Annotated in this window: 18 protein-coding genes; 7 read left to right on the top strand and 11 right to left on the bottom strand. The window is 62.2% G+C overall.

Features of this window, described 5'->3' with window-relative positions; genetic code table 11:
- Window position 1 precedes the first annotated feature (1 nt).
- Together NKJ93_RS00920 and NKJ93_RS00915 are read right to left on the bottom strand one after the other, a co-directional pair.
- Entirely contained in the window at window positions 2-820 is an 819-nt protein-coding gene (locus tag NKJ93_RS00920; protein WP_352587053.1) for an ABC transporter ATP-binding protein, read from the bottom strand.
- Window position 821: 1 nt separating this feature from the next.
- Window positions 822-2,006 (bottom strand): ABC transporter permease, encoded by a 1,185-nt coding sequence (locus NKJ93_RS00915; RefSeq protein WP_352587050.1) that lies wholly within the window; start codon window positions 2,004-2,006, stop codon window positions 822-824.
- Window positions 2,007-2,084: 78 nt separating this feature from the next.
- Between NKJ93_RS00915 and dgcA the strand changes: the two genes are divergently transcribed.
- Window positions 2,085-3,068: an N-acetyl-D-Glu racemase DgcA gene (gene dgcA / locus NKJ93_RS00910; RefSeq protein ID WP_352587047.1), complete on the top strand. Its 984-nt coding sequence runs from the start codon at window positions 2,085-2,087 to the stop codon at window positions 3,066-3,068.
- Here dgcA and NKJ93_RS00905 read toward each other — a convergent pair.
- Both NKJ93_RS00905 and NKJ93_RS00900 read right to left on the bottom strand, forming a co-directional pair.
- Window positions 3,039-4,256, bottom strand: a complete 1,218-nt coding sequence (locus NKJ93_RS00905; RefSeq protein WP_352587044.1) for an MFS transporter — start codon at window positions 4,254-4,256, stop codon at window positions 3,039-3,041. The two genes, dgcA and NKJ93_RS00905, sit on opposite strands and share 30 nt — an antisense overlap.
- A gap of 127 nt (window positions 4,257-4,383) precedes the next feature.
- Entirely contained in the window at window positions 4,384-5,205 is an 822-nt protein-coding gene (locus NKJ93_RS00900; protein WP_352587041.1) for a UDP-2,3-diacylglucosamine diphosphatase, read from the bottom strand.
- Window positions 5,206-5,325: 120 nt separating this feature from the next.
- Here NKJ93_RS00900 and NKJ93_RS00895 point away from each other — a divergent pair, with 120 nt between their 5' ends.
- On the top strand, window positions 5,326-6,105 hold the full coding sequence (locus NKJ93_RS00895; RefSeq protein WP_352587038.1) for an SDR family oxidoreductase: 780 nt from the start codon (window positions 5,326-5,328) through the stop codon (window positions 6,103-6,105).
- A 74-nt stretch (window positions 6,106-6,179) separates the two neighbouring features.
- Here the strand turns inward: NKJ93_RS00895 and NKJ93_RS00890 are convergent, their stop codons facing one another.
- Complete coding sequence (locus NKJ93_RS00890; protein WP_023720074.1) at window positions 6,180-6,452, bottom strand: hypothetical protein; 273 nt, start codon at window positions 6,450-6,452, stop codon at window positions 6,180-6,182.
- Between the two features lie 102 nt (window positions 6,453-6,554).
- Between NKJ93_RS00890 and NKJ93_RS00885 the strand changes: the two genes are divergently transcribed.
- The 3 genes from NKJ93_RS00885 to NKJ93_RS00875 all read left to right on the top strand — a co-directional run bounded on the left by NKJ93_RS00885 (window position 6,555) and on the right by NKJ93_RS00875 (window position 10,370).
- Window positions 6,555-6,932, top strand: coding sequence for a hypothetical protein (locus NKJ93_RS00885; RefSeq protein WP_023720075.1), 378 nt, complete (start codon window positions 6,555-6,557; stop codon window positions 6,930-6,932).
- A 111-nt stretch (window positions 6,933-7,043) separates the two neighbouring features.
- The gene (locus NKJ93_RS00880) at window positions 7,044-7,244 is read left to right on the top strand and encodes a hypothetical protein (protein ID WP_156948105.1); all 201 of its coding nucleotides are present in this window, start codon (window positions 7,044-7,046) and stop codon (window positions 7,242-7,244) included.
- Between the two features lie 801 nt (window positions 7,245-8,045).
- Window positions 8,046-10,370, top strand: a complete 2,325-nt coding sequence (locus NKJ93_RS00875) for an NADP-dependent malic enzyme (RefSeq protein WP_352587035.1) — start codon at window positions 8,046-8,048, stop codon at window positions 10,368-10,370.
- Between the two features lie 12 nt (window positions 10,371-10,382).
- Here NKJ93_RS00875 and NKJ93_RS00870 read toward each other — a convergent pair whose 3' ends face one another.
- The gene (locus tag NKJ93_RS00870) at window positions 10,383-11,003 is read right to left on the bottom strand and encodes a DUF1287 domain-containing protein (RefSeq protein ID WP_051409694.1); all 621 of its coding nucleotides are present in this window, start codon (window positions 11,001-11,003) and stop codon (window positions 10,383-10,385) included.
- Between NKJ93_RS00870 and NKJ93_RS00865 the strand changes: the two genes are divergently transcribed.
- Together NKJ93_RS00865 and NKJ93_RS00860 are read left to right on the top strand one after the other, a co-directional pair.
- On the top strand, window positions 11,002-11,184 hold the full coding sequence (locus NKJ93_RS00865) for a hypothetical protein (RefSeq protein WP_023720079.1): 183 nt from the start codon (window positions 11,002-11,004) through the stop codon (window positions 11,182-11,184). The genes NKJ93_RS00870 and NKJ93_RS00865 overlap by 2 nt on opposite strands.
- A gap of 85 nt (window positions 11,185-11,269) precedes the next feature.
- Complete coding sequence (locus NKJ93_RS00860) at window positions 11,270-12,472, top strand: DUF2865 domain-containing protein (protein ID WP_352587032.1); 1,203 nt, start codon at window positions 11,270-11,272, stop codon at window positions 12,470-12,472.
- On the opposite strand, the gene gltX is transcribed toward NKJ93_RS00860, so the two are convergent.
- The 5 genes from gltX to NKJ93_RS00835 form a co-directional block, all read right to left on the bottom strand.
- Window positions 12,390-13,763 (bottom strand): glutamate--tRNA ligase, encoded by a 1,374-nt coding sequence (gene gltX, locus NKJ93_RS00855; RefSeq protein ID WP_352482218.1) that lies wholly within the window; start codon window positions 13,761-13,763, stop codon window positions 12,390-12,392. The genes NKJ93_RS00860 and gltX overlap by 83 nt on opposite strands.
- 133 nt (window positions 13,764-13,896) lie before the next feature.
- Entirely contained in the window at window positions 13,897-15,702 is a 1,806-nt protein-coding gene (locus NKJ93_RS00850) for an ABC transporter ATP-binding protein (protein WP_352494565.1), read from the bottom strand.
- 389 nt (window positions 15,703-16,091) lie between these two features.
- Entirely contained in the window at window positions 16,092-16,505 is a 414-nt protein-coding gene (locus tag NKJ93_RS00845; protein ID WP_352482216.1) for a GNAT family N-acetyltransferase, read from the bottom strand.
- Window positions 16,506-16,531: 26 nt separating this feature from the next.
- Window positions 16,532-18,214 carry an NAD+ synthase gene (locus NKJ93_RS00840; protein ID WP_352494564.1) on the bottom strand — a complete coding sequence of 561 codons (1,683 nt, stop codon included), beginning with the start codon at window positions 18,212-18,214 and terminating at the stop codon, window positions 16,532-16,534.
- Window positions 18,215-18,279: 65 nt separating this feature from the next.
- Window positions 18,280-18,993, bottom strand: coding sequence for a DNA-3-methyladenine glycosylase I (locus NKJ93_RS00835; protein WP_352587030.1), 714 nt, complete (start codon window positions 18,991-18,993; stop codon window positions 18,280-18,282).
- Window positions 18,994-19,032: the final 39 nt, after the last annotated feature.

The raw sequence follows: 19,032 nt of genomic DNA, 5'->3' as shown, positions 1-19,032 counted from the left end.
GCTATGCGCGCGCCGCAAGATCAAGTTGCCGGGCGCGTTTTCCGCGGAAATAGGATTTTACCCAGGGTTCCTCGCTCCTGAGCATGTCGTCGATCGTGCCCTCGACCAGCACCTTCTTTTTGCCAAGCACCGCCACGCGGTCGCACGCGGTAAACAGCGTGTCGAGATCGTGCGTGACCATATACACGGTCAAATCCATCGTATCGCGCAGCTTGACGACCAATTCGTCGAACTCAGCCGCGCTGATCGGGTCAAGGCCGGAAGTCGGTTCGTCGAGGAAGACGATATCCGGGTCGAGCGCCAGAGCGCGCGCCAGCGCAGCACGCTTGATCATGCCGCCGGAAAGCTCGGAAGGGAATTTCTGCGCCGCGTCCGGCGGCAGTCCGACCAGCTCGACCTTGAGCATGGCCAGTTCGTCCATCAGCTTCTTCGGCAAATCGAGATATTCGCGCATCGGCACCTGGACGTTTTCGAGGACGGTCAGCGCCGAAAAAAGCGCGCCGTGCTGGAACAGCACGCCAAGCCGCATGTCGATGCGAAGGCGCTCCCTTTCGCTTGCCTTCTCGACGTCGACGCCGAACAGTTTGATTGTTCCCGATTGCTTGCGCGTCAGGCCAAGGATGGTGCGCAAGAGAACAGATTTGCCGGCACCGGAGGCACCGACGAAGCCGAGAATCTCCCCGCGCCAGATGTCGAGCGACAATTTGTCGAGAACGATTTGGTCGGCGAACGACACCGTGACGTCGTGCGCCGACAGCACGATCTCGTCCTCTTTGGCTTTCTCCGCCACCTTGGTCGTGTTTGTGCCCGGCAGCGCCATGTCAGAACTCGATCGCTGCATAGAACATGGCGAAAAGCCCATCGAGGATAATGACCACGAAGATCGACTTCACCACTGAGGCGGTCACATGCTGGCCAAGCGATTCGGCGCTGCCGCCAACCTTCATGCCCTCGACCGAGGCAATTATGCCGATGATCATGGCCATGAAAGGCGCCTTGATCAGGCCGGCAAAGATGGTGCTGAGGTCGATTGCGACACGCAGCCGGTCAATGAACGCTGCCGGTGCAATATCGGAGTAGAGCCATGCAGCCAAAATGCCGCCGCCCAGCGCGGCAAAGTTGGCGATGATCGTCAGGCAAGGTAGCGCGACGACCAGCGCGACCAGCCGCGGAAACACCAGCACGCCGATTGGATTGAGGCCGATCACTTTCAGCGCATCGACCTCCTCGCGCATCTTCATCGAGCCGATCTCGGCGGTGATCGCGCTACCGGAGCGGCCGGCGATCATGATCGCCGTCATCAGCACGCCGAGCTCGCGCAGGATCAGCACGCCGACCAGGTCGACGACGAAGATATCGGCGCCGAAATAGCTGAGCTGATAGGCGCCTTGCTGGGCGACGATCGCACCGACAATGGCCGACATCAGCACAACCACCGGTATGGCGCCAACGCCCATGCGATCGATCTGGTTGAAGATCGCCGCCATGTTGACGGCATGGCCGCGGCCAAGCTTCATCTGCGAGCCGCGTATCGTGGCGCCGAGGATGTTCATTGCGGCCAGGAAATCGTCGCGCATCTCATAAACGCGCCGGCCAACCGCCTCGAGCCCGCGAATGATGAAGTTGGGCGGCTTTGCCGGACCTGATTCGGGCTCGCGTCGAACGGCGTCCCCGACGGCGCCAAGCAGGATCGAGGCGATCTCGCTCTGCCCCTGCATCGTGATCTCGACGCCCTTCTTTTCGAAGCTGCTGACCAGGCGGTCGATCAGCCATGCTCCGGCAGTGTCCATCTTCTCGATTTGTGAGAGGTCGAGCGCCAGCGTCTTGAAACCGCCGCGCTTCTCGATCTTGCGCATCTCGGCGTCGACCAGCGCCACGGTACGTGTCGTCCAGCTTCCCGAGAAAGCGCAGCCGAGAACGCCGCCCTCCTCGCCGATCGCGATGCGCGGCTGGTGGTCGGGCTCCTTGGCAGGGCCGCTTGCGTCGCGTTTGCGGATGGTCAACATGGCGTCCTGTTTAGCCTGACGGGGCCGACCTGTCGATTTGCCGATATCATCGTTGTTGCACAGCCGGAGCAGAAAAATATGGCGCGTGTCATTTCGGTCGAGGCCGAGCGCTTTCCTATCGCCGGGACCTTCACCATTTCGCGCGGCTCGAAGACCGAGGCTGAGGTGATTTCCTGCGCCATCAGCGAAGACGGCCATACCGGGCGCGGCGAATGCGTCCCTTACAAGCGCTATGGCGAGACCGTGGAGGGTGTGCGCGACACGATCGAGGCGATGCGCGGTGAGATCGCGGGCGGCATCAGCCGCACCGCCCTGCTCGGTGCCATGCCTGCGGGTGCGGCACGCAATGCCATCGATTGCGCGCTCTGGGACCTGGAATCGAAGATCAGCGGAACACCGGTGGCGCATATGATACGAACCGTTCCGTTACGGGCGGTTGAGACGGCGTACACACTGTCGCTCGCCGAGCCCGAGGCGATGGCGGCGCAAGCCAGCGCCAACGCCCAGCGCCCGCTGCTCAAGGTCAAGATCGGCGGCGACAACGACATCGCCCGCATCCGTGCAGTGACGGCGGCGGCACCCGACAGCCGAATCATTCTCGACGCCAATGAGGGCTGGAATGACGACAATATCGTCGCAAACCTCGCCTTTGCCGCCGATCACGGTATCGCCTTGATCGAACAGCCGCTGCGGGCGGGACATGACGGTATTCTTCGCCACATCGCGCATCCGGTGCCGATCTGCGCCGACGAAAGCGTGCACGAGGCGAAGGACCTCGACGCGCTTGTCGGCTTCTACGACGCCATCAACATCAAGCTCGACAAATCGGGTGGCCTGACCGCAGCACTCGTGCTTCGCGACCGCGCCCGCGAACTGGGTCTTGGCGTCATGGTCGGCTGCATGGTCGGCACATCGCTTGCGATGGCGCCGGCCGTGCTGTTGGCGCAGGATGCCGATTTCGTCGATCTCGACGGTCCGTTGCTGCTAGCCCGCGACCGCGTTCCAGGTCTCGTCTACCAAGGTTCGCTGGTGTCACCGCCCGAGCCAGCGCTGTGGGGCTGAACGCGCGGCAAGCCCGATCAGCGCCAGGCCCGTCAGGGCGATGGGGATCATCGCAAAGAAGCCATTCGCGCCGAAGCGATCGTAAAGAGGACCTGAAATCAGCGTTGCCACCGCCATGAAGAAGCCGTTGGAGAAATAGGCGATGCCTTGCGCCGCCCCGGTGCGTTCTTCCGCGATTGTCTCACCGATCATCTTTTGCAGGCCGATCAGCACCAGCGCCACCGAGACGGCGTGCAGTGTCTGGATCGCGAAGAACCCGCCAACGCCAAGCCCGAGCGGCCAGATCAGGGGGAAAGCAATCCAGCGCACGATCGCGCCTATCCCGGCAATCAGCATGATCGAGACGACCGAGCAGGAGGCGAAAGCCCGGGTGAAGACGACGAACATGCATATCTCGGCGACGACGCCCCACCCCCACAGCAGCCCGACAACCGAATCGCTGATGCCGATCGACTTCCAGTATATCGACACGAAGCCGTAGAGAAACGCGTGGCTGGCGGTGATGACGCCGACGCCGGTCGAAAAGTAGAGGAAGTACCGGTTGAGGAGTTTCGGTGCCGATTGCTGGATATCGGCGGCCGAAAGCGGCGAGGCGCGGCGCGGACGGCCGAGGCGCGGCGCAATCAGTCCGGCGGCTAGCGCGGCACACAGTGCCGCGAAGATGATCACCGGAACAGCCTGCGCACCGCTTGCCGACAGGATGAAACCGCCGGCGAGATTGGCACAGAGATAGGAGATCGAGCCCCATTTGCGCATGCCGGCGTAGTTCGAGCCGAAGCGGCGAACACCTGAAAGGGCAAGCGAATCGGCAATCGGCGAATGCGGCGTCCAGACGACGGTCAGCGCCAGGGACACGGCAAGTACCGTGGCGTAGGTCGGCGGCAGGAGGTAGCCGGCGGACAGGATCAGCGATGCGGCGACCAGCGCGACATAGACATTGGCGCGGTCGCTCGCTTTGTCTGCCAGAGCGGTAAGAAAAGGCGTCGTCGCCACGCGCAGGAACATCGGCGCAGCGAGGATCACGGCTATCTGCTCGGCATGGAACCCCTTCGCCTGCAGCCAGAGCGGGAAATAGGGCACATGCGTTCCGAGCGGAACGAAGAGCGTGAAGAAGATCAAGCTCATGCGCAGTTCGAAATGGGGTGGCTTGACGAGCTGTTCGGGCGAAAGCGGCGGCAGCGAGGACATTAACAGGCGATCCGTCGGCACGGCATTCAGCCGGGTCGGCCCACCACACCAGCCGCTGCATAACACGGCGAAAAAGTGGATGAAACCGCTGGACTAACCGATTAAAGCGAGGTGAGGCCGGGTTTGGTCAAGCCGCCTGGACTGCCCTGCCCTTGATGTCGATCGGCACGAGCACCTCGCTGCCGACCGGAGTCTCCGGCAGGACATGCGCCCAATGCAGTATCTCCATCCGGCCGTCAAAATGCTCGACCACCGCCGTGCAGCTCTCCACCCAGTCGCCGGTGTTGATGTACTGCACGTCCTCGTAGCTTTCGATCGCGGCATGGTGGATGTGCCCGCAGATCACGCCGTCGACATGCAAGCGGCGCGCCTCCTCGGTCAGCACGGTCTGGAACGAGCCGATGAAATTCACCGCCTTCTTGACCTTGACCTTGGCCCAGGACGAGAACGACCAGTAAGGCAGGCCGAGCACTTGGCGCAGGCGCGTGATGACGCGATTGACCAGCATCGCCGCGTCATAGGCATAGTCGCCTAGATAGGCCAGCCAGCGCGCATTGTGGACGACGGTGTCGAACTGGTCGCCATGGATGACAAGAAGGCGTTTGCCATCGGCGGTCTCGTGGATGGCGCGATCGGCGACGACAATGCCGCCGAAATGCACACCTTGGAACTGCCGCGCGAACTCGTCATGGTTGCCGGCGATGTAGGTGATGCTGGCGCCCTTGCGCGCCTTGCGCAGCAATTTCTGGACCACGTCATTGTGGCTCTGCGGCCAGTGCCAGCTCCGTCTCAAGCGCCAGCCGTCAACGATATCGCCGACGAGATAGATGATATCGGCATCGTGATGGCGCAGGAAATCGATCAGGAACTCGGCCTTGGCCGCCTTCGATCCGAGATGGACGTCGGAGATGAACATGCTGCGGAAAGTGCGGGGCTCTGCGCCGGACATCATTTGTCACCGTTGCTTTCGCGTGAGGCTATGCCCCGATTCATGCAACAACCGTATGACGGTTGCGATTGGTCCAGCCATACGGGTAGGTTGCCGCGGCAATCAGAGGAGAAAATCACCATGGACCTCGGTATTCGCGGCAAGAAGGCCATAGTCTGCGCCTCGAGCAAGGGGCTGGGACGCGGTTGCGCCATGGCGCTGGCCGAGGCAGGCTGCGATCTGGTCGTCAACGGCCGCAACGCCGACGTGCTGGCCAAAGCCGCCGCTGAACTGCGCAAGAAATTCGGCGTCAGCGTGACCGAGATCGTCGGCGACGTATCCAAACCCGACGTCCAGAAGGCGCTGCTTGCCGCCTGCCCCGATCCCGACATCCTCGTCAACAACAATGGCGGTCCGCCGCTTCGCGATTTCCGTGCGCTCGATCGCGAAAACATCCTCGAGGGCGTCACCCAGAACATGGTGACGCCGGTCGAGCTGGTTCAGGCCGTGATCGACGGCATGGCGGCGCGCGGCTTCGGCCGCATCGTCAACATCACCTCGCTGTCGGTCTATGTTCCTATCCCCGGCCTCGACCTGTCGTCCGGCGCGCGCGCCGGCCTCACTTCGTTCCTGGCCGGCGTCGCGCGGACGGTGATCGACCGCAATGTGACGATCAACAACATGCTGCCGGGCAAGCTCGACACCGACCGGCTGCGCGGCCCGCACGAGGCCGGCACGCCCGAAGATCCGGCCGCCGCCGCCGCGCGCAAGGCGCGCATCAGCGCCGACGTTCCGGCCAAACGGCTCGGCACGCCGGAGGAATTCGGCCAGATCTGCGCCTTCCTATGCTCGGTTCATGCCGGCTACCTGACCGGGCAGAACATACCGGTGGACGGAGGTCTCTACGTCAGCGCGTTCTAATGGCGGAATCCAAGGCTTGGCACCCGCTGGTAACGGCGGGAAGCGACCCATTGGGTAGTGGGTCGGTTTGAAATCTAAGCTTTGAATATCTCAGCTAGGAGTTCGATAACCCGCTCCGGAGGCAACTCCGGAGCCCAAGGATCAGATTCAGAGATTGCCTCATACTGGCGTCCGTCAATCTTGGATCCCAAAACCTGATAATATGCATCATGAACAATTGGGAAGAATTTGGCCCGGAATTGATCGAGTTCGGCCTTGCTCCGCTCTTGATGGAGAAAACTAACGGCGTGAGCCAATAGGAACTCTAATTTGGCGAACTCGATAGGATCAAAATCATAGGTCTTCATACCGGAGACATAGCACATGGCAATTCAGGCTGTCCCTTTTGACTTCAAACTGACCCACTACCACCCATTGCGGACGTTGGAGCCGTAAGCATAAGGTCCGCAATGCAACACTCGTCCCTCATATCCTTCCTCAACGGCGAGAAACCACCCGACGAGCTTTGGCGGGAGATTGAAGCCGAAGTGAACGAATGCGTAGCCGCCGCATCCAAGCCCGGCTGCGTGGGGCATGTCATCATCACTGACGGGCCAAATACGATCATTAATCGTCGACATGTAGACGTGCTGGTTGGTCAGCTGGCAGACGGCATCCTACCGATCCAAGCAGCCGCCTACATTGCCGATGCGCTGATCATGAGCGACGACTTCAACTTTGCGGACGATGGCATCTCGGAGGTTCTGTTCTTCCTGTCAGACGAGAGCGCGCCCCTTTCGCGGGAAGAGGTGCAGTCGCTGCGGAGCCGTCTTTGGACGGGAGCGTAGCGTCGGTCTTACACCCTTTGCGTAACCCTATGCGACTATTCTAAAGCTGTGAGATTGGCGACGCGGCAAGTACGGGCATCGCATCCTGTCGGAAGAGCATGGATCATAGCTGTGGACACGGAATACGCCTCTGAAGAGATTTGGCGCACATCGCTTGCGGCAGCGCGTAGCTACTTTCGCCACCTGCAAACTCCTGAAAACCTGCCATATGCGGCCAAATCAATTAGTCATGCCATCCGCCGTATCGAGCGGATAAGAGCGGCCGGACTTCCTGAATGGCAGGAGCGAGACAGAAATACGGGTTTCCCCTGACCGCTTTCGACCCGTTACGGGCGCCCTCAGGCCAGCCCGAGACACGGCGACATTATGCTCAAAACGGCACTCAGTTCACAAGGACTAGGGTTAGTCCGCATGCTATGTCCTGCCTCGCAATCGAAAATGAGACCGGCGGATGGCGTCTTCTATCTATCGCTTTGTTAAGCAAAAACTGCTGTCACACGGGGTTCGAACCACGGCCGACGGCAGCCTTGCAATTGCCGACAGGAGATTGTTCCTTGACTTCGTTCGTCTAGAACGAGCGGTTAGGCTAGAGGATTTCGCGACAGTCCAGTCTGCCGTGGTGGCGATTGAAAATCGTTGCTTGTCAATGGGAAAACGTCACATCGCCGTGTTTGCATATATGTATCTCAGGTTTTCGGATGCGACCCCAAAGCTTACCCACCTGGACATTGATCTTGAGGAAGGAGGTGTCCGCCGAACAGTCGACTACCGGCGTAGGGTGTCGTCGACAGAGCGACTTGTCGGTGAGTGGGCTGCCGCGTGGTACGACCGCTATTCTAAGAGTTTCTTTCGTGTACTTTATGAGAGCAACAGCGCCACAGCGGACTAGCGAAAGAATACCTAATCATCCGCAAACCACCCGAGCAGACATTCGGCGGCGCAGCTCGCCGCAGCACCCGCCTGTCGTCCCGACATCTCAATGGCAGACCAGACGGCCCGACGGCGGCGTGAAGCCATAAGCGTCGCACTTGCGACATATCACCTCTCGAAAAGCCGCGGCTGCATGCTAAGAGACTCGAACACCAAACGGACTGAACCGAGGAGGCGGCCGTCATGACAGGCGAAAGCAAGAAGGCGGCGCGATCCGACCTCGACGAAGCAGCGCTCTACTTCCACAAGCACCCCCGGCCCGGAAAGCTTGAAATCCAGGCGACGAAGCCGCTCGGCAACCAGCGCGACCTGGCGCTTGCCTATTCGCCGGGCGTCGCGGCGCCCTGTCTTGAAATCCGCGACGATCCGGCAACCGCCGCCGACTATACCGCCCGCGCTAATCTTGTTGGCGTCGTCACCAACGGTTCGGCGGTGCTGGGCCTCGGCAATATCGGACCGCTCGCCTCCAAGCCCGTGATGGAAGGCAAGGCCGTACTGTTCAAGAAGTTCGCCGGCATCGATGTCTTCGACATCGAGATCGACGCACCGGGCATCGAGCGCATGGTCGAGACGATCTCCGCGCTGGAACCAACCTTCGGCGGCATCAACCTTGAGGACATCAAGGCGCCGGAATGCTTCGAAGTCGAGGAGCAGTTGAAAGCCCGCATGGGCATACCGGTCTTCCACGACGACCAGCACGGCACCGCCATCATCGTCGCCGCCGCTGTGCTCAATGGGCTGGAATTCGCCGGCAAGTCCATTTCCGACATCAAGATCGTCACGTCGGGCGCCGGCGCTGCCGCTCTTGCCTGCCTCAACCTTCTGGTCTCGCTCGGCGCGCGGGTCGAAAACATCTGGGTCACCGACCGGTTCGGGGTCGCCCATAAGGGCCGCGTCGAGGAGATGGACCGCTGGAAAGACCCCTATGTGAAGGACACCGAGGCGCGTACGCTGGCCGACGTTCTGCCCGGCGCCGACGTGTTTCTCGGCCTGTCAGCCGCCGGCGTACTGAAACCGGAACTGCTCCATCACATGGCGCCCAAGCCGCTGATCCTGGCGCTGGCCAACCCCAATCCCGAGATCATGCCGGAAGCGGCACGGGCAGCACGGCCCGACGCGATGATCTGCACGGGCCGCTCCGATTTCCCCAATCAAGTCAATAACGTACTCTGTTTTCCTTACATCTTCCGTGGCGCGCTGGATTGCGGCGCAAGCGCCATCAACGAAGAGATGAAGATGGCCGCCGTGCGAGCGATTGCAGCGCTCGCCCGCGAAGAGCCATCCGACGTTGCCGCGCGTGCCTATTCCGGCGAGACGCCGATCTTCGGTCCGGAGTTCCTGATCCCCTCGCCTTTCGACCCGCGACTGATCCTGCGCATCGCCCCTGCCGTCGCCAAGGCAGCCTGCGAGAGCGGCGTCGCGACCCGTCCGATCACCGATTTCGCCGCCTATATCGACAAGCTGAACCGCTTCGTCTTCCGCTCCGGCCTAGTCATGAAGCCGGTATTCTCGATGGCCAAGACGTCGAGCGCCAAGCGCGTCATTTATGCCGACGGCGAGGACGAGCGCGTGCTTCGCGCCGCGCAGGTCGTGCTCGAGGAAGGCATTGCCGAACCGATCCTGATCGGCCGCCCGCACGTCATCGAGGTGCGGTTGAAACGCTATGGGCTGCGCATCAAGCCCGGCGTCGATTTCGGCTTGATCAACCCGGAAGACGATCCGCGTTACCGCCATTATGTCGATCTCTTGATCGAGCTTGCCGGCCGCCGTGGCGTGACGACGGAAGCGGCGCGCACCATGGTGCGCACCGACAATACGGTGATCGCCGCCCTTGCCCTGAAGCGCGGCGACGCCGACGCCATGGTCTGCGGCCTCGAAGGCCGTTTCGAGCGCCATTTGCGCAACGTGACGCTGATCATCGGGCCGCGCGCCGGCATCAAGGATCGCGACCTGTCGACGCTTTCCATGCTGATTTCGCAGCGCGGCATCATTTTCCTCACCGACACCCATGTCTCCGTCGATCCGACCGCCGAGGAGATTGCTGAGATGACCGTTTTGGCGGCCGAGGAGATTCAGCGTTTCGGCATCGAGCCCAAGGCAGCGCTGCTGTCGCATTCGGATTTTGGCTCCCGCGATTCGCCAAGCGCCATGAAGATGCGGCAGGCGGCGGCGATCTTGGCGCGCATCGCGCCCGACCTGCAATGCGACGGCGAGATGCATGCCGACTCGGCGCTATCGGAGCAGCTGCGCCAGCGCGTCTATCCGCATTCGCGGCTGAAGGGCGAAGTCAATCTGCTGGTGTTCCCCAATCTCGATTCGGCGAACATCACGCTGACCGCGCTGCGCACGATGATGGACGCGCTGCATGTCGGCCCGATCCTGCTCGGCACCGACAGCCCGGCGCACATATTGACGCCGTCGGTCACCTCGCGCGGCGTCGTCAATATGACGGCACTGGCCGTGGTCGAAGCCGCGCATAAGGCGCAAGCCATCGTCGATCTGGGCTAGCCGTGGGCTTTCTCAGATTGGCCCGAACCGGAAATGCCCTGTCTGCCTGAAGGCAAACAAAGTGTCCTCTTCCCTGGCGCCGCCACCGATATTGTGAATGACCAGCCCTCTTGTCGGCACCACAGTGGAGCGATTGGACGACACGATGGCAATATGCGACAGATTGCCGGGCAGCATCTGGGCGACGAGATCCCCAGGCCGATAGTCGGCGGGGTCTTGGCTGACGGGCAAGGCAGCACCGCGCCGCTCAAAATAGACCGCAAGATTGGGCACACGGCGGTGGTCGATGTTGCGGTCGGGCGCTTTCAGGCCCCAAGCCTTCGGATAGGCGGCAAAATTGGCCCGCATATCCTCATGCACCAATTCTTGCAGATCGAGATCGAAGGCGCGGCGATAGGCACGGATCACGACATCCGTGCACACACCCCGCTCGGGCTCAACGTCCCCGCCCGGATAGGCCAGGCGTGTATAGGTCGGATCGTAGAGCGTGGTGACGCCGATCTGCTCACGGGCGGCTTCGACCAATTTGGTGCCCCAATCCGGCGTGATGGGCTTTTCCTGCGCCATGGCAACCGGCATCGCCAGGCACAAAAGACCAAATTGCACTGCGGCTCGACGGGTAATCGCGGTCATGCCAAGCCTCCGGGCATTGCTGGATCCAGGCATTCTTCTGGGCGAATACGCCTTTTTCGTGCAACGCCAGGGTGTCGCGGTCCTGACAATGTCCGAGTATGCCGTGCGGCGTGGTCGATATGACGCGCTGGTTGTGGTCGAAGCCGCGCACAAGGCGCAAGCCATCGCCGATTTGGGCTGAAGCCGGAATCAGCGATATGCTAAACAAACGCTTAACCGCAAGCGCGGTAGCTTTCAGAACGGCAGACAGGCGGAGTTCCGGAGCGATGACGGGCGCACGTTGGAAGCTGACGCGGGCCGCCGCGCTGCTCGGTGCCCTGCTACTGTGCGACATCGCCGTCACTCAGGCGCAGGCCGCCTCCCGCCTCTGCCGCCAGCTTGAAACCGATCTTGCTGCCGCTTCTCGTGGTGGCGGCGGCAAACCGGCCTTGCTCAGGAAATATGACGACGCGATCGCCCGGCAGCGCCAGCAGATTTCAAAGGCCGTCAGCCAATCCAGCAGCGCCGGCTGCGGCTTTTCGCTGTCTCGCCGCAACGCCAACGTATGCGCGGCACTCGACGCCACCATCGATCGCATGGCTGCCAATCTCGACGACTTGCAGGCCAAGCGCGCTGAGCTTGACAGCGGTGGTTCGCGACGCGATCGCGCGCGCATATTGACCTCGCTTGACGCCAATGGCTGCCGCGACGAAGCGGCGCCATCAAAGCCCGCACCGGTTCGCGAAGCCAGCGATGAAAACGGCAACGGAAACCTGCTCGAGCAGCTTTTGGGCAGTGAATCCGATGCGCCCGACCAGCGTGAAGAGCCCAGCCAGGCTGAAGAGCTAAGTCAGCCGGGCAACATCCGCACCCTGCTCAACAACGCCGACATGGGCCAGCCGCGAGGAGAATTCCGCACCATGTGTGTGCGGACCTGCGACGGTTATTTCTTCCCGATGTCGAATGCTGCCTCGCTCGGCGATTTCGAGCGCGACCAGAAGAATTGCGAATCGAGCTGCCCCGGCACCGAGATGCAGGTTTTCTACACGCGCGGCATGAACAGCGATTCGGCGTCCATGACGTCTTCGGTGACCGGCAGGCCTTATATCGAACTGCCGACGGCCTACCTCTACAAGCAGTCCGACATGCCACGGCCGCCGGCATGCGGCTGCAATGCCGCGCAGAATTTCGAAATCATCGCCGGCAACCCGCCCAGCCCGGAACGATCCGAAGCGAACGTGGAGACCACTCCGTTCATTCCGGTGCCGGTTGCCAGGCCTGATCCGGGCGCCGACCCGGAGACCTTGGCCAACGCGGAAGGCGGCCTCGACCGTGAGGCGATCAGACGCCTTGCCGTCAAACCCGTGCCTTCGCTGACGTCCCTGCCGCCGCCCGAACAGCGCAAGGTCAGGGTCGTCGGGCCAACGTTCCTTCCCGACCCAGCAGCGGCAACAGATCTGCAAGCTCCGGACCCGAAGGCTGTCCCGTAAGCGCCAGCCTCAGCGGCATGAACAGCGCCTTGCCCTTACGGCCGCTCGCCGCTCGGATTTTGCCGGTCCAGTCTTTCCAGACGGTGCCGTTCCAAGGCTCCTCCGGCAGCAGTTCGAACGCCTGGCGAAGAAAGTCGCGGTCATCGTCGGAAAACTCCGCCGGCTCCTCTGGACCGTCGCGAAGTGTGCGCCACCAGATCGCCGCATCGGCCAGCCTGTCGAGATTGCCGCGCACCGCCAGCCAGAAAGGCTCGGCCTGTTCGCCAGAGATGCCGAGCACGATCAGCCGGTCGCGCGCCTCGGAAAAGGGCATGTGGTGCAGCAGCGTGCGGTTGAGCACGAAGAGCTCGTCCGGATCGAATTTGGCGGCGGATTTCGATGTTGCCGCCGGATCGAAGCGCTCGGCAAGTTCAGCCATCGTCGGCACCGCCACGACGTTTTCCGAGGTACCGACGAGTACCGCCAGCGAAGCGACCGCCATTGGCTCTATGCCGCTCTCACGCAGGCTCTGTATGGACAGCGCGCCGGTGCGCTTGGAAAGCCCCTCGCCTGATGCTGTTGTCAGAAGATTGTGGTGGCCGAACACCGGCGGCTCGGCGCTGAGCGCCCGGAACAGGGCTATCTGGACGCCGGTATTGGTGACGTGGTCGTCGCCACGAATGACATGGCTGACGCCCATGTCGATGTCGTCGATCACCGAAGGCAGTGTGTAGAGATAGGTGCCGTCCTCGCGCCGCAGAACGGGATCTGAAAGCGAGGCGAGGTCGACGGTCTCCTCGCCGCGCACCAGGTCGTTCCAGTGGATTTCGGTGCGCTCCGGCTGCAGCGGATCGCTGCTGAAGTTGGGCAGCAGAAAGCGCCAGTGCGGCCGCCGGCCATCGGCCTCATATTCCGCGACCTGCTCGGGTGCCAGCGTCAGCGCCTCGCGGCCATAGACTGGCGGCAGGCCACGCGTGCGGCGCACCTTGCGCCTCAGGTCGAGCTCTTCAGGCGTCTCATAGCAGGCATAGACGAGGCGGGCCTCCTTCAGCCTTTCCAGTGCGGCATCATAGATTTCGACCCGCCGCGACTGATACTCCGTGGCATCGGGGAAGATGCCCAGCCAATGCAGGTCATAAAGGATGGCGTCGGAAAATTCCTGCGTCGAACGGGCAACGTCGGTATCGTCGAAGCGCTGGATGAAGCGGCCCTTGTTCTTGATGGCGAACAGCCAGTTGAACAAAGCGGTGCGCGCATTGCCGATATGGATGCGGCCGGTCGGTGACGGGGCGAAACGGACGGTAACTGTCATGAGCGGGGCGTACCGGATGGTTTTGCTGTTGACAAGACGCGCCCCCGCGCTCTGCGGCAGACATAGAACATGACGAAGACGAAGAAAAGACGGCAGCGCCGCGCGTCCATTAAGACGCGCCGCGCCGTAACCGTCAGATCACCAGGCCCTTGGTCAGTTCGAGCGCCTGGCGTTCGAACAGCCGGCGGTAGATGCCGCCTTGCAGCCGGATCAGTTGGTCATGCGATCCCTCCTCGACAATGCGGCCGCGATCGAACACCAGAAGCCTGTCCAGCGCGCGCACGGTCGACAGCCGGTGGGCGATGACCAGCGTCGTGCGGCCGACCATCAAGCGCTCCATCGCCTGCTGGATCAGCACCTCCGATTCCGAATCGAGGCTCGACGTTGCCTCGTCCAGGATGAGGATGCGCGCATCGGCGAGGAAGGCGCGTGCGATTGCAACACGCTGACGCTCGCCGCCCGACAGCTTTACGCCACGCTCGCCGACCAGCGTGCCATAGCCTTTCGGCAAATCGGCGATGAAGTCATGCGCGCTGGCCAAGCGCGCCGCGTGTTCGATCTCGGCCTGCGTGGCGCTCGGCCGGGCATAGGCGATGTTTTCAGCCAGCGACCGGTGGAACAGGATCGGCTCCTGCTGGACGATCGCGATCTGTGCGCGCAGCGACGCCTGCGCGACATTGGCAATATCCTGGCCGTCGATCAGGATATTGCCCGCAGTCACGTCATAGAGGCGCTGGATCAGCTTGACGAATGTCGTCTTGCCGGAGCCCGAATGGCCAACCAGCCCGACCCGCTCGCCCGGCGCGATATCCACCGAAAAGTCGCGATAAAGCGGCAAGCGATGGTTGCCGTAGTGGAACGTGACATTGTCGAAGGTGATACGGCCATCGGTGATCCGGATCGGTTTGGCGCGGGGCCGATCCTCGATGCCGAGTGGTTCGGACTGGAAGTCGACCAGTTCCTCCATATCGTTGATCGAGCGCTGCAGATTGCGGATATGCGTGCCGATGTCGCGCAGATAGCCTTGCAGCACGAAGAATGAGGTCAGCACGAAGGCGACGTCGCCGGCGCTCGCCTGCCCCCACGACCACAAAAGCAGTGAGAACCCAATGACCGCTGCCCTCAAAAGCAGCAGCATCGTGCCTTGCGTGGTGCCGTTGACGGTGCCGCGCACCCAGGTGCGCCGCGTGCGTGCGCGCCATTTGGCGACGACGTCGGCAAGCCGTGTCTCCTCGCGCTCCTCGGCGCCAAAACCCTTGACCACGGCATTACAGCTCACCGCATCGGCCAGCGAGCCGCCAAGCCGCGTATCCCACGCATTGGCAAGCCTTGCCGCGGGGGCGACATAGCCGAGCGACAGCATCGTCGTCACGGCGATGAACAGCACCGAGCCCGTCGCGACGACCGCGCCCATCAGCGGCCAGAACCAGCCGAGCAACAGCGTCGAGCCGACAAGCATGACGACCGACGGCAGCAGCGCGATCAGGATCGTGTCGTTGAGCAGGTCGAGCGCCCACATGCCGCGCGTTATCTTGCGCACCGTCGATCCGGCGAAGCTGTTTGCGTGCCAGTCGGTGGAGAAGCGCTGGACGCGGTGGAAGGCATCGGCGGCGATGTCGGCCATCATCTTCAGGGTCAGTTCGACGATGGCCATGAAGGCGAGATTGCGCAGCACGACACCGGTGAGCGCCAGGGCCACCAGCATCGAAAAGGCAGCCGTCGCGGCATTCCATGCGACATCGTCGGCAGTGGCACTGCTGGCAACGGCGTCGACCAGCCGGCCGGAATAGAGCGGCGTCAGCACGTCGGCCAGGGTCGACAGCAGGAATGTGGCCATGATCAGCGAAAGCCGCCACGGCTGGCGCCGCCAATGACTGAGCGTAAAACCAAGAACGCTGCGAAAGGCGCCCGCGCGCAAATCTATTCGAAAACGAGCCATGATGTCATTCGGGCGCAAACGAGCCCGATCCCGGAAAGGTCGAAATTGAAAAAACCGCGTCGGGCGAATTAGCACCCAAGGAAAGCGGAGGTTCGGCACATTTGGCGGCTCGCCCGAATACGGGCGGCGACCGGCATCGACGAACGCCTGTTCTCAGCTCGGCTTCGCCGCAAAGGTAAGAACCTTCGGGCTCACCGATTGGGACCTAGGCTTCGCGGCCTCGCATAACGATGTCAAATCCTGGCATTTCGGTCCTCCCCAAGGGGATCGCGGAAAGGCGTTTATAGAGACGCCTCAACGCCGCCCCAAGTCAGTAGATGGTCGAAAGCGCATCTGGTCCAACCAGTGAGACGATTTTGCAACAACGGTCGGTTGTGCGCTGCCTCTGTTCAGGCTGCCGGGACGCGGTCGAGGCGCATATAGCGGCCGTCGGTGGAAGGCCTGAAGCCGAGCTTCTCGTAGACCGCGTGGGCATCGTTGGTAGACAGGCTCCAGTGGGTGACAGTCTTGCAATCCGGGTGGTCGATAAGCGCCTGGACAAGCCGGGTCCCGATGCCTTGCCCGCGATACCCGGGCCAGACAATGATGTCGGCGAGATAGGCAAATACCGTACGGTCGGTGATCGCCCGGCCAAAGCCGACTTGATTGCCGCCGACATAGGCGCCGACGCACAGTGAGTTGGCAAAGGCGCGGCGGTGCAGTTCATCGCTGCGGCCGCTGCCCCAATAGCTCTCCTTCAAAATGTCGGACGTCGCCCGGAAGTCGATCTGCGACAGGTCGAAGCTGATTTCAAAGTTGGCCATGGCTAAACCGTTATGCAGCCAATCGCCTACCCGCCATCCCTGAACCGGTTGGTAATAGGATAGCGGCGGTCGCGGCCAAAATTCTTCCTGGTGATCTTCACGCCGGGCGCTGCCTGCCGGCGCTTGTATTCGGCGACGTAAAGCAGGTGCTCGACGCGCGTCACCGTCGCCCGGTCATGGCCGCGCGCAACGATCTCGTCGACACCCATCTCGTTCTCGACCAGACACTCCAATATGTCGTCGAGCACTGGATAGGGCGGCAGCGAATCCTGGTCGGTCTGGTTCTCGCGCAGTTCCGCCGAGGGCGCCTTGTCGATGATATTGTTCGGGATCACCTCGCCGGACGGGCCTAGCGCGCCCGGCGGCACATGCGCGTTGCGCCAGCGCGACAACGCATAGACCTGCATCTTGTAGAGGTCCTTTATCGGGTTGAAGCCGCCATTCATGTCGCCATAGAGCGTGGCGTAGCCTACCGACATCTCGCTCTTGTTGCCGGTAGTGACCACCATCGAGCCGAACTTGTTGGAAATCGCCATCAGGATGGTGCCACGGGCCCGGCTCTGCAGGTTTTCCTCGGTGATGCCTTCCTTGGTGCCCTCGAAAAGCTGCGTCAGTGTGTGCAGGAAGCCCTCGACCGGCTCGAAGATCGGCACGATATCGTAGCGGCAGCCGAGCGCGCGGGCGCAGTCCTCGGCGTCCTTGAGCGAGTCCGTCGAAGTGTAGCGGTAAGGCATCATCACGGCGCGCAGCCGTTCCTCGCCGAGCGCATCGACGGCAAGTGCCGCGCAGATCGCCGAATCGATGCCGCCGGAAAGGCCGAGCACGACATTCTTGAAGCCGTTCTTGTTGACGTAGTCGCGCAGGCCCAACATGCAGGCGCGATAGTCGGCCTCCTCCTTCTCCGGGATTTTCGACATCGGTCCGTCAGAGCAGACCCAGACGTCATTCTTTCGCTTCCAGGTGGTGACGTTGACCGTCTCCTCGAACTGGCTCATCTGGAAGGCCAGCGTCTTGTCAGAGCCTATGGCAAACGACGCGCCGTCGAAGATCAGCTCGTCCTGGCCGCCAAGCTGGTTGGCATAGATAATCGGCAGTCCGCATTCGATGACCTGGCGGATGACGATCTGGTGGCGGACGTCGACCTTGCCGCGGTAATAGGGCGAGCCGTTCGGGACCAGCAGGATTTCCGCGCCGCTTTCGGCCAGCGTCTCGCAGACGGCAATCTCGCCCCAGATATCTTCACAGATCGGCACTCCCACCCGCACGCCGCGGAAATTGACCGGCCCTTGGATCTCGGGTCCGGCCTGGAAGACGCGCTTCTCGTCGAACTCACCGTAATTCGGCAGATCGAGCTTGTAGCGTTCGGCAAGGATCTTGCCGCCATCGGCAAAGATGATCGAATTGTGCGTGCCGGTCTTGCGCTTCAGCGGCGTGCCGATGATGACGCCCGGGCCGCCATCGGCGGTATCGCCGGCGAAGTCCTCGGCAGCCCGCTCGCAGGCCTTCAGGAAGGCGGGCTTCAGCACCAGATCCTCAGGCGGATAGCCGGCCAGGAAAAGCTCGGTGAACAGCACGAGATCGGCGCCCTGGCGGGCGGCATCCGCCCTCGCCTCGCGCGCCTTGGCAAGATTGCCGGCGACGTCGCCGACCGTCGGATTGAGCTGGGCGACGGCGATGCGCAATATGTCTGGAGCGGTCTTGTCGATCATGCCTGTGGGTTTAGCGCGGCAAAATTCGTCGGGCAATGGCGTTCGTTTGGACCAAACAATCGGTCCTATTCGCCCATATATTCGCGTAGCGTCTCCGGCGGATGGTTCTCGCCGATCGACATTGCCAGAATGCGCGAAATGTGTCGGCGCGGCAGCTCGGTCTCCGCCGCCCAGGCGTTGATCTGCACCTGGATCTTGTCTAGGTCCTTCTTCGATGTCGGGCTCTGCGCGATGTCGAGCCCGGTGTCGCGCAGCGCTGCCGCCATGTCGGCCGAGACGATGAAGGCGTCCCACTCCAGCCAGCGCAGAAAATACTGGCCGGTATTGCCGCCGAGCCGGCTCCCGTGCTTGCCGAGATAAGCCATCAGCCCGACCTGATCGCCGGCCGGCCAGTCGGCGAGGAACTTGCCGAAGCTGCCATGCTCCTTCGACACGCGCTCGACGAAGGCTGCGTTGTCGCGTACCGACTTGATCTTCTGCGGATTGCGCACGAGGCGCTTGTCGGCGGTGAGATCGTGCCAGAAATCGTCAGGCTGGAACAGCAGCCGCTTCGGCTCGAAGCCAAGAAATGCTTCCTCGAAACCTGGCCATTTCTGCTCGATGACGCGCCAGACGAAGCCGGCGGCAAAGACCCGTTCGGCCATGGTCGACAGGATCCGGTCATCCGCAATCTTTGCCAGCGCGGCATTGTCGGGCGTAGGGCCCAGCAGCGACGTCAGCGCTGCCTCACCGCCTTTGCGTTTCGCCGCACGGGCGCGAATCTTCTGAAAATCCACCATTGTTTCCTGACCCCATCGCGTCAATCTACCACTTCCCGT

Origin of the sequence: Mesorhizobium sp. M0028, assembly GCF_040323855.1 — a bacterium.
Taxonomy (GTDB): domain Bacteria; phylum Pseudomonadota; class Alphaproteobacteria; order Rhizobiales; family Rhizobiaceae; genus Mesorhizobium.
This window is presented reverse-complemented; position numbering and strand designations above follow the sequence as displayed.